This window comes from Candidatus Hydrogenedentota bacterium, from assembly GCA_018005585.1.
Classification (GTDB): Bacteria; Hydrogenedentota; Hydrogenedentia; order Hydrogenedentales; family JAGMZX01; genus JAGMZX01.
This window is the reverse complement of the sequence record JAGMZX010000146.1, coordinates 3,319-14,699: the sequence shown is the minus strand read 5'-3', so window position 1 is coordinate 14,699 and position 11,381 is coordinate 3,319. Positions and strand designations below refer to the sequence as shown.

The following is an 11,381-nucleotide window of genomic DNA, read 5'->3' as shown; positions in this document are numbered from 1 at the left end:
TCGCTGCGGCCACCCAACAAAGCATTGCGCCCGTCATTTCTTCTCTCCCCGCCCGCGGCACGAAGGTTTCTGCCAGACATGATGAATGGCGCATGACGCGGTTTTCAAGACCGGGTCAACGGCGAGACGCAGGGCACAACAACAAAAACGGACTTGTCGGCTGAGAGTCGTCGGCTGACCTGTTCTATCCGGGCAGCACGTGAAACAAACGTGCTTCTCCGAGCGGGACAGTGACATCGATGCGCAGGCCATCCGGCAAGGGTACGGCCGGGAAATCGGCGTCATCGTCCAGATTGACGAGTCTGCCTATCGGAAACGCGAGATCCCGCAGTTCGACGCAGGTTTCCGGGTCGGCCGCCTCATGATTGATCACGAACAGAAAACCTTCCTTTTCGTTGGCCCGGATCGACGCCTCGATATCGGGGTTGGCCGAACGGACATGGGGGCGTATGCCCGCAGTACGGGTCAATTCCGAAAAGAGCGCACGCAACGATTCGCGGTGTGCCGTATTCTCATCCCGCCAGGTATTGAAATACGTGTCTTGCGTGCAGAATCCCAAGAGATACGCCCAGCCTTTTCCCACCGCGCTCCGTATCACGGCGGGCCGCCCGGATTCCAGCCGCGCCAGGACCTCGCCGTCCTTCACGGAATTCTCACGCGGACTGACAACAAGGAAATCGCCCATGCCTTGCGCGGGGTCTGCGGTCCAGCTGTCTGACCTGAAGACATCGGTTTCGAAAACCGTCTCATCGGGCGCTTTCTCGGAGCGGGAAAACCACTCCGGCGGCATGTCCCGATACGGTACCCAGCTCCCAGTGCGGAGGATACGGCCGGTTGCGCCCTTTTCGACGCCAAAGGCCCTCCCGAGAACGTCCAACGGCCGGCGGTTCTCGTCGAGCTGCGGGAGGCAGTCGGCGATGACGACGCCGCCGCGGGCCGCAAAGCCCGCAATGTGCTCGGCCACCTTGCGCGGAAGCAGTTCGACGTCGAACAGCAGCAGCACGTCGTAGCCGCCCATCGTGTCGTATTTGACCTGGTCCTCGTGCAGGATATCCAGTTCGCCAAAGGCGCGGAGGAACAGTTCAAACGACAGCCCCACATTGAAGTACTCTCGCTGCAACTGGACATACTGTGTCCGCGGAAACAACATACAGGCCCGGGCCTTCACTTTGGGTGCGCGCACGAGGCCTCCGCCGGCCTTCTGCAGCAGGCGCAGGCCCTGGCCAAACGCCTCCCAGTGCGCGGCATCCACCGGAATGTTGTAGCCGGTCAGGAGATAGTTCGCCGCGGCCGCCGCGGCCGTCATGCTCATCTCGCGTTCGGACCAGTGCATCGCCGCCAGTTCCGGACACAGGAAATGGCCAAACCACGCGGGATTATAGGTCCCGACCCAGAACCCGAGGTCGCGGTTGTACGCGCGCGTAAGGGCGCGCATTTGTGCGAAGGCGTAATGCGTCTGGCTGATACGAGGTTTGGGCAGTTTGGAGCACTCGCCGAACCGGAAATCGAACATCATGTAGGGATACATATCAAACACGAACAGGTCCGCAAAATCGCCGCCCCAGTGGAACACGTCATCAATCGCAATCTCCGCATGTGAACCTCGGCCCGCGCCGAACGTGTTGTGGCTGTCGTGTGTGAGTGTCACGCGGAAACCGGGGTGTACCTCTTTCACGGCTCGGTAGACGTGCCGCCAGGCGTCCGGAAACTTCGCCGTGCGGAACTCGATCAGGTCGCGCCAGCGCCCGGGGTCGCCGCGAGCCAAATCGAGGTCTTCAGGCAGTTCGTAACCATAGCGCACGCGAAATTCCCGCTTGATCTCATCATTGAAACCAAATGACCGCGGACCGGCCGTAAATGGCTCGTCCTGATAGGTAAACACGTTATACAGGCGCGGGATGTTCCTCAATGGGGTCAGGGCGCTTTCGGCGCGGTCACGAACCGTCTCCGGATACTCCGGCGCATATACGCAAGGTACGGGCGGCGTGTCGCGTCCAAAACCTTCAAGCGCCCCGGTATGCCACGTGACGAACATGCCCCGGGACTGTGCGTATTCGAGGATAAGCCGCTCTTCTTCGGGGGGCCGGCGCGTGGGACCTTCGATGCCGGTGAACCCGTGGGCGATTATGTTCTCGATCGTTGCCTCGGCCACTTCCGGTGCAAGAGGTCCGGGTTCGCCCTTCCAGCCGTTGCCGGAGGGGACCGGCGAGAACTGAGTGGCCGCGGGGAAAAAGCCGACCTGCCCGGGCAGCGGGTCAATCCGCGTCTGGGACACCGCAAAGAGCAGTACAGAATAGAACACCATCATGGCTGGAAATGCCTCCGCTTGCCTCGTGTGTCCGAGTATTTCCGCCGTTGCCGGAACAATCGTGACGAACGTGAAACAGGTACTTCTAACCGTTCCCGTCCGTGAGTTCAAGCGGGCCTGTGGGCTTCTCGTGCTTCCTCGCGCCGGGCCATCGCGCGCGCATTGACTTCCACGCTCAGCAGCAGGTCCACGAGCATCTCCCGCTTTTCATGCGAGAATCCCGCAGTGAGCCCGTCGTCCCAGTGCGTGGCAAGCGCGCGCATTTCCGTGCGTATGGCGACCGCCTTTTCCGTAACATACACGCGCACCGCCCGGCGGTCGGCGGGGTCCTGTTTCCTCACGACGAGGCCGTTTCCTTCGAGACGTTGCAGCGCCCGGGTTACATTTCCCTTATCGAGCGCCACGATGAGGCGCAAGTCCTCTTGGCGGCAGCCGTCATGGCGGAACAGTTCGCCCAGCACCGCTGCCTGACTGGTGCTCATGCCCAAGTGACTGATTGACCGCGTGCCAAAGATACGACAGGCACGCGAAATCGCCGTCAGAAGGCGAATCAGAATCCGTTCGCGGAGATCATCTGCTACATCGGCACGCGCCCTGGCGGGCGCGGTATGGTCCTTGACTGATGTCTTGCGCGGCATGTCTCTATTCCCGTTGTCTTAGAGGGGTCCGACGCCGTCGACAACAGCGCGCGCACCTGTGCTCGTTGTCTATGGCGCGGGCGGGTTCCCGGTTGCGGCCGGGGTCGCGGTATTTTCGGCCAGTGCTTCTGGATACGTTGTCTCCCAGCCGCCGCCCAGCGCTTTGTAGAGGGCGACAAGGTTCGTCAACACCAGCGCTTCGCTCTGCAACTGTAGATCTTCGCTCGCGAAGAGCGAACGCTCCGCGTCAAGCACGTGGAGAAAATCAAGCAGTCCGCTGGTGTAGAGTTGCGTCGCGATTTCAACAGCGCGCCGGTTGGCGTTCACTGCCTCGGTCAGACTGATGAGCCGGTTCTGTTCCTTTGCATACGCGACCAGCGCGTTCTCCACTTCCTCCAGCGCCATCTTCACTGTCTTCTCGTAGGTTGTGATCGCCTCTTCCTGCCGCGCGTCCTGGACGCGAATGTTCGCGCGGATGCGTCCCGCGTCAAAGATGGGCCAGCGGATACCCGGCCCGAGGGACCATATCCGGTTTGCGCCGCGCGTAATCCCGTCGAATGTGGAACTCGACCCAGTCAGCGACCCCGTCAGCATGAAGTGCGGATACAAGTCGGCCTGCGCCGCGCCGATACGCGCCGTGGCCGCGGCGACTGTCCGCTCCGCGCGCCGCACGTCCGGGCGCCGGCGCAGAATGTCGGCGGGCAGGCCCACAGGCACTTCCGGCGGAGGTTCCGTCAGCGCGGCTGGCACTGCCAGTTCCTCCTGCAGTGTGCCGGGATCGCCGCCAATGAGAATGCCCAGCCGGTGGATAGCCGCTTGGATATACGTCTCGAGCACCGGGACGACCGACTTGGACGACGCCAGCTGCGCTTCGGCAAATTTAACGTCCAGTTCATTCGTGAGTCCGGCGCCGAACCGCGCCCGCGCCAGGTTCAGGGCCACTTCCTGCGCCTCGATGTTCTTTCCGGCTGTTTCAAGACGGTGCTGTGCGCTTCGGAGCAGGAAGTAGTTGCGCGCCACTTCCGCTGCTACCGAGATGAACACGTCCCGCCGCAGTTCTTCCACGCCAGCCGTGTCTGCCCGTGCCGCTTCCCGCTCCCGTTGCACACCGCCGAAGATGTCCAGTTCCCAGGAAGCGTCGAATCCTGCTTGATAGCGGTCATTATGACGGTCGGGCGGGCTGACGCCTGGACTGATGGTCACGCGGGACATGCCCGAACCTGTGAGGTCAGGCATCAGCGTGAACATGGTCCCGAACGGGCCGGGCATGGTTTCGGTAACGGATAAGCCGGTGGGCGAAATCGAAACGGAACCGGAGTTCCGGCCCTGCGTATCGACCTCGGGCGTCTGTGAACGGTGATAGGCAGCAGCAGTATTTACCTGCGGCCACAATGCCGCGCCGGCGATATCCTCGTAGGCGCGCGCCTGTTTCAACCGGGATTCCGCGATTTGCAGGTCGAAATTGCCCGCCACCGCGCGCGCGACCAGCGAATCCAGGCTGACGTCGCCGAAGGACGACCACCACGTATCGAGCACGGCCGCGCCGGAAGTCTCGCCTTGCTCCAATGGTTCGCTCCACGCATCGGGCACGGGAATGTCCGGCCTTTCGTAATCAGGGCCGGTCATGCAGCCGCAACACAGCATGGCCGTCGCGGCCACTGTCCACACAGGAACGCGTTTCAGGATGGCGGCATGTCCCCCAACAACCGTGGCCCGACCGCCGCCGCTGCCGCGCAATGCACGCGCGGCGGGTGCCTCCGATCTCGCGGGGCTATACGTGATCATCTTATACCCTTTCGGCCGGTTCCGGTCCGCTGGCTGTCACCGGGGACCGTCTGCGGCGCCGTCCGAAGGTCTGCTGGATCAACACATAGAATAGTGGTGCAAATATTGTAACCAGGAAGGTGGCAGTCACCACTCCGCCCAGCACCGCCGTGCCGATCGCGTTCTGCGCGCCTGCGCCCGCGCCGGTCGCCATCGCCAGCGGCAACACGCCGAACCCGAACGCGAGCGACGTCATGAGAATGGGCCGCAGCCGGAGTTTAGACGCCTCCAGCGTGGCCACAATCAGATTCATGCCTTCGTCCACGCGCGTCTTGGCGAATTGCACGATCAGAATGGCGTTCTTGGTGGTCAGTCCGAGCGTGGTCAAGAGGCCGATTTGGAAATACACGTCGTTGGGCAGGGCGCGCCAAGTGGAAGCAAGGACGCCGCCCAGAACGCCCAGCGGAAGCGTCAGCAAAATCGAGATCGGGATGGGCCAGCTTTCATAGAGGGCCGCAAGGCACAGGAATATGACCAAGACGGAGAAAGCATACAATGGCCCCACCTGCGCGCTGGCTTGCCGCTCCTGGTACGAGAGCCCCGCCCAGTCAAAGCCGACACCCGGGGGCAGTTGCTTCACGAACGCTTCCATTCTCGCCATAGCCTCGCCCGAACTTCTGCCTGGGGCCGGTTCGCCCGAGATATTCATGGACGGAAAACCATTGAAACGTTCCAGGTTGGGCGAACCGGATGTCCAGTGGCCCGAGGCAAAAGAGGAGAACGGCACCATCTTGCCCGCGGCATTGCGCACGTACAGTCGCTCGAGGTCTTGCGGCGACATGCGATACGGCGCGTCCGACTGCACATACACGCGCTTGACGCGGCCACCCTGGATAAAGTCGTTGACATACGCGCTACCGAAGCTTGCAGAGACCGTATTGTGAATCGCGGAGATAGGCACGCCCAAGGCGCCCGCCTTCTCCCAGTCCACGTCGACCCGAAACTCCGGCACGTCTTCCAGACCGTTCGGCCGGACCTTGGTCAACACGGGGTCCGCTGCCGCCATGCCCAACAGCTGGTTCCTTGCCGCCATCAGCGCGCCGTGGCCTATGCCGCCCCGGTCCAGCAGTTCGAAGTCGAACCCCTTCGACCGGCCCAGTTCAACCACCGCCGGCGGCGCGAACGCGAACACCAGGGCATTCCGGATTTGAGAAAACCGGAGCATCGCCCGTTCGGCCACGGCGTTCACCCGCAAATCGGGGCGGTCACGCAATTCCCAGTCTTTCAAACGGATAAAGGCCATACCCGAGTTCTGGCCCCTGCCGGAAAAGCCCGCACCGCAGATCATCATGACGCTGTCCACCGCTTCTGTTTCCTCTTGGAGGAAGTAGTCCTGCACTTGTTGCAGCACGTCCTTCGTCTGCTCGACGGTGGAACTGGCGGGAAGCAGGGCCTGAATCATCATGATGCCTTGGTCTTCGTCCGGCAGATAGGCGGACGGCATCTTCACGAAGAAGTATCCCATGGCGCCCACAATGGCCACGAACAGGACCAGGAACCGGTATCTCCTGCGCAGGGAATGGCCGACAAGTCTCAGATAGAGGTTCCGGAAAACATAAAAGAACCGGTCAAACCAACGGAAAAACGGCCGGAACAGCCAGAATCCGCCTTCGGCCGGCTCGTGGCCTTTGGGTACCGGCTTCAGAAGGGAAGCGCACAAAACGGGCGTGAGGATTAGCGCTACCACGACGGACAGGAGCATGGATGCGATGATTGTCACGGAAAACTGACGATAAATCACGCCCGTGGACCCGCTGAAGAATGCCATGGGACCAAACACGGCCGAGAGAACCAGACCAATGCCGATCAGCGCACTCGTGATCTGGTCCATGGATTTCTCGGTGGCGTCAAAGGGAGAAAGGCCTTCTTCCGCCATGATCCGTTCAACGTTCTCCACCACCACGATCGCGTCGTCCACGAGCAGGCCGATGGCAAGCACCATCCCGAACATGGTGAGCATGTTGATAGAGAATCCGAGCAGGCCCAGAATCGCGAATGTGCCCAGAATTACGACGGGCACCGCGATGGTCGGAATCAGCGTGGCGCGCATGTTGCCCATGAACAGGTACATCACGAGAAACACCAGCAGAATGGCCTCGAACAGGGTCTTGACCACCTCTTCAATCGCCACGCGCACGAAGGGCGTCGTGTCATACGGATACACCACTTTCATCCCGGGCGGAAAGAAATGGCTCATCTCCTCCAGCTTGGCTCGGACGTTGCTCGCCGTCTGCAGGGCGTTTGCACCCGCCGCCTGCCGGATCGCCAGGCCGCCCGAGGGCCTGCCGTTGTTTAACACCGTGACGTCGTACGACTCGGTTCCGAGTTCGACGCGCGCCACATCTGAAACACGGACGAATGACCCATTCGGGTTGGTGCGCAAGGGGATAGCCGCAAACTCATCGGGCGTCTTCAGGAGGCTCTGCACGATGATCGCCGAGTTGAGCCGCTGACCCTCGACGGCGGGCATGCCGCCGAATTGACCGGCGGAAACCTGCACGTTATAGGCCCGCAGCGCGGCGATTACCTCCTGGACGGTCATCTGGTATTCGGTCAGCTTGTCCGGATTGATCCAGATGCGCATCGCGTATTGATTACCGAAGATTTCCACTTCGCCGACGCCTGGCACCCGCGAGAGCACTCTTTCGAGATTCGAGACGGCATAGTCCTGCAAATCGTTGCTGTCCATGCTGCCGTCTTCGGAAATCAGACCGACAATCAATAGGAAGTTGCGCGTCGATTTGGCAACCTTGACCCCGGCCCGCTGCACGACCTCGGGCAGGCTGGCCATGGCCAATTGGAGCTTGTTTTGAACTTGGGCCCAAGCCAGGTCGGGGTCCGTTCCCGGCTCGAAAGTCAGCTCGATACGCGACGAACCGGAGGAATCGCTGTTGGCCGACAGATAGAGCATCTTGTCGAAGCCCGTCATCTTTTGTTCGATGATCTGGGTAACGCTGTTCTCCACCGTCTCGGCCGATGCGCCCGGATAGAACGCCGTAATGGAGATCGACGGCGGCGCAATCGGCGGGTACTGGGAGACAGGCAGCATGTAGATGGCCAGGCCGCCCGCCACCATCAGGATAATCGCGATGACCCACGCGAAGACCGGGCGGCGCAAGAAGAATCTTGAAAGCATCTGCCGACTCCGTTACTTCGTTTCGTCCGCGGGATGGGGCACCGCCTGTTGTGGCGCCAAGTTTTCTTCCCACGGCACGGCCTGCACGGGCGAACCGGGCCGCACGCGCTGCGAACCCTCGACGATTACCTTGTCTCCCGGCGCCAGCCCATCCGCGATGAGCCACCGGTTGCCCACATCCCGCTCCAGCGTGATAAGATGTTGTTCGGCCTTGCCTTCCGCGCTGACCGTCAGGACCAGCGGGTCGCCCTTCGGCGTGCGCGATACCGCCTGTTGCGGCACCAGGATAGCCTGATCGTTGACCCCTTCGGTGACCATCGCCCGAACAAACATGCCGGGCAGCAGTTCCTCGTCTGGATTCGGAAAAAGCACTCGGAGAATCACCGACCCCGTCGTCGGGTCCACGGTCACGTCGCGAAACTGAAGCGCGCCCTCATGCGGATACTCCGTGCCATCGTCCAGGATGAGCCGGACTTTGTTCACGTTTTCCTCATCCCGCTTGAGCAGGCCGCTGTTCAGACGGCTCTGCAGGAGGCGCAACTGCGCGGTGGACTGAGTAACGTCCACATAAATGGGGTCCAACTGCTGAATGACGGCGAAAGGCGGCCCCTGATGCGCGGTGGCCAGCGCGCCCACGGTCACGTTGGACCTGCCTATCCGCCCGGAAATCGGGGCTTTGACATGCGTGTATTCCAGGTTGATACGAGCGCTCTCGATTGCGGCCTTGCTGTACGCAATCTCCGCCTGCGCCTGCTTCAAACGAGCCAATACCTCGTCGTATTCTTGCTGGCTCACCGCGCCCGTGGGAACAAGATCCTTCTGTCGCTCTGCCCGTAACGCCAGCGGCGGAACGCTCGCCTCGGCGCGGGACAGCGCCGCGACGGCGAGGTCATATGCGGCCTGATAGGGGGCGGGGTCTATCTCGTAGAGGACCTCGCCTTCCGTGACCAGACCGCCTTCCGTAAACAACCGGTTCTGGACAATGCCGCTTACCTGCGGGCGCACCTCCGCAACCAAGTACGCTGTCGTGCGGCCCGGCAGTTCCGTAGTCAGCGTGACTTGTTCCGGCTGGATGGTGACAAACGACACTTCCGGCGGGGGCATGGGACCGCCTGGGGGGCCTTGGGCAAAGGCAAGCCCCGAACCGGCGAGAAGCATGAAATTGCTCAGCAGCAAGCCAACCGCGCATGCGCTTTTCTTTTCAAAGGGCATTACTCTTCTCCAATATTCGCTCGAGTATCCGATTGTGTTGTCAGGGGGAGCGGAAATACCGGCGGGTATTGCCGTTGTATGGGGAATACAAGTACTGTCGCGGGATATAGATCGTTGCTATCCAGCAGCGTTTCTTGCCAGAACCTCCTGCATCCGCGCGCGGGCTTCCCCACGTTTCGAACGGCTCGTTCGGCGGCGCGATGTCTCCGTGATGGAGGACCGCGCCTTCTCCGTCCCTACAAGCAGCTATGCGCAGTGCGGGGCCGCCAGTTCATCCTGTGGATGCGCGCGGTACGGTAGCACATGATGTTTGCGAACGCAACTATTTTCGCAAAGACTGTTTTCACAAACACGCCGTTTCGGGAGAACAGAGCCCGGCCTGAACCCATAATCAGGGTGCTATGCGCGGCAACGGCAGTGCCTGCACTTTTGCGCGTGCGCGCTCCGGCATAAGGTCGCATGGCGCACCGGCGATGATGATGCCAAGGTAGCCGCTCAGGTCTTCGCCCAGGTTGTCCTCACAGATGAAACGGACGGGGATGCCCCGGTCCGTGAGACGCTTCCAGATGCCGAACTGCGTGTCGTGCAGCCGTTCGTCCGGTTCGCGAAGACTGTAGAACTCCCACTTGGACACAAAAAGCAGGACCGTCTCCGTGGTGCGCATGGTTATTTGGTGCACGGGTTCGCGCCAGAGTTCCGCGAATGCGCACACGACTTCCTGCTTCGACGGCAGCACGTCCGCATAGGACCAGTTGGCCACGTTCAAGTCCGCGCCTGCGTTGCGCGCGCAGCGGCCCGTTTCGAGCAGGCGTTCGAGCGTCCAGCCGTGCTCGGTCAGGAGCACCGGGCCATCCAGTTCGAAGGAAACGGGCAATCCGGTGATCCCCTGGAACGCGGCGACGCTCGCGCCGGCCATCCACGCCGGGTCCTGCGCATGCCAAAAGAAGTCGTAGGAGTGGACCACCTGGTCTGCGCCGCGGCTCAGCCCCCAGTAGTCCAAATTCGACATGCTCGCGCTTTGCCCGCGGTAACTCTCGCCGAGGGGCACTGACACGCGCGCATCCCCATCGCCCGTGCGCACAGCCTCCACAAATCGCCGCAGGGCCCCGCGCCACGATTCCTCCCGATAAGCAATGACCGCGCGGTTTACGGGATGTGCATCAGGCACGCCCGTGGTCTCCGGCGGTATGGGTGGCGTCTCGGGCAGGGGCACATCGTCCGGCGCGACGGCACGGAGCCATTCCGGACGCGGTTGCGCAATGCTCCTGCGCCAGAAAGCGATGCTCGACGGGTCATAGGACCACCACTCGGCCCACTTGAGTTCGGCATGCACGCCGATGAACGGGCTCCAGCAGATGTCTTCGTTGGCGAAGGCCTGGGCAGCCGCCGTGCAGAGCGGCGCGAACCGCGACCAAAACCGTTCATCATGAATCGACGGCAATCCCGTCAAGACGCGATTACCGTGCGCGTCCTGCCAGAAGTCGCCGTCGTACCACGCGGGGGCAGCCCCTGCCCAGCAGCTGTTCATGCGCACGCGCAGGCCCAGACCATACTTCTTGCAGATGTCAAGACGCTCCTGGATGAATCCAAGCCGGTGGACGCCGGGCTCTGGCTCCAATTCGCGCCAGGGCGCCGAGATCTCGATGCGCGTGAATCCGAGCGACGCAAGGTCAGCCGCCCACGCATCGAAAAGTGCCAGTTCCCGGCAGGGCGCCGTCCAGTCCCACAGGGTGAAAGAGCGTTCCGGCAAAGGTCCTGTAACCCCGGTTGCAGGCTGGGCCACGCCCGGGACGCACGCGAGCGCAACAATTACCAGGTTCCAGCGGTTGAGAAGCGGTCTCAATTGCGATATCCCTTGACCAACTCTCTGAAAACTCGGTGGATTATACACATGCCTCATCCTGAGCGCCTGCAGTGTTTTCAAATTCCGCCCTCTGGAAGCGCGCGTTTGGAACCCGAAGAGGGGTATAGGGCCACGTGAACTGCTCTTGGGCACGTCACCGGCCCGGCGGCACGTTCGCGCGCTGCAGGCGCGACCACGCCTGCCGCACGCACTACCGGCTGGCCGATTCGTACGCCGACCCGGACGCCTTGCACCTATGCGCGCGCACGGTTACACTCGGGTATGTACGGCGTGGGTAGCCGGTCCGCGTTCGCGGTCTGCAGGCAAGACAGAAGGGAGAGCAGTCGAAAAAGGAGCCATATCCCTCTGCGCTCCGTAAAGGGGGAGACCGGGAAACCGCGGTGTCTCGCGTCTTCCAGA

General features: G+C 62.0%; 6 protein-coding genes. All 6 read right to left on the bottom strand.

Going from position 1 to position 11,381, the window contains the following annotated elements:
• Positions 1–184: 184 nt before the first annotated feature.
• The 6 genes from KA184_19375 to KA184_19350 all read right to left on the bottom strand — a co-directional run bounded on the left by KA184_19375 (position 185) and on the right by KA184_19350 (position 10,961).
• Entirely contained in the window at positions 185–2,308 is a 2,124-nt protein-coding gene (locus KA184_19375) for a hypothetical protein (GenBank protein ID MBP8131745.1), read from the bottom strand.
• Positions 2,309–2,415: 107 nt separating this feature from the next.
• Positions 2,416–2,790: a winged helix-turn-helix transcriptional regulator gene (locus KA184_19370; GenBank protein MBP8131744.1), complete on the bottom strand. Its 375-nt coding sequence runs from the start codon at positions 2,788–2,790 to the stop codon at positions 2,416–2,418.
• A 225-nt stretch (positions 2,791–3,015) separates the two neighbouring features.
• Positions 3,016–4,614: an efflux transporter outer membrane subunit gene (locus KA184_19365; GenBank protein ID MBP8131743.1), complete on the bottom strand. Its 1,599-nt coding sequence runs from the start codon at positions 4,612–4,614 to the stop codon at positions 3,016–3,018.
• Between the two features lie 118 nt (positions 4,615–4,732).
• Positions 4,733–7,906: an efflux RND transporter permease subunit gene (locus KA184_19360; GenBank protein ID MBP8131742.1), complete on the bottom strand. Its 3,174-nt coding sequence runs from the start codon at positions 7,904–7,906 to the stop codon at positions 4,733–4,735.
• A gap of 12 nt (positions 7,907–7,918) precedes the next feature.
• Complete coding sequence (locus KA184_19355) at positions 7,919–9,118, bottom strand: efflux RND transporter periplasmic adaptor subunit (GenBank protein MBP8131741.1); 1,200 nt, start codon at positions 9,116–9,118, stop codon at positions 7,919–7,921.
• Positions 9,119–9,509: 391 nt separating this feature from the next.
• Positions 9,510–10,961 (bottom strand): hypothetical protein, encoded by a 1,452-nt coding sequence (locus KA184_19350; protein MBP8131740.1) that lies wholly within the window; start codon positions 10,959–10,961, stop codon positions 9,510–9,512.
• Positions 10,962–11,381: the final 420 nt, after the last annotated feature.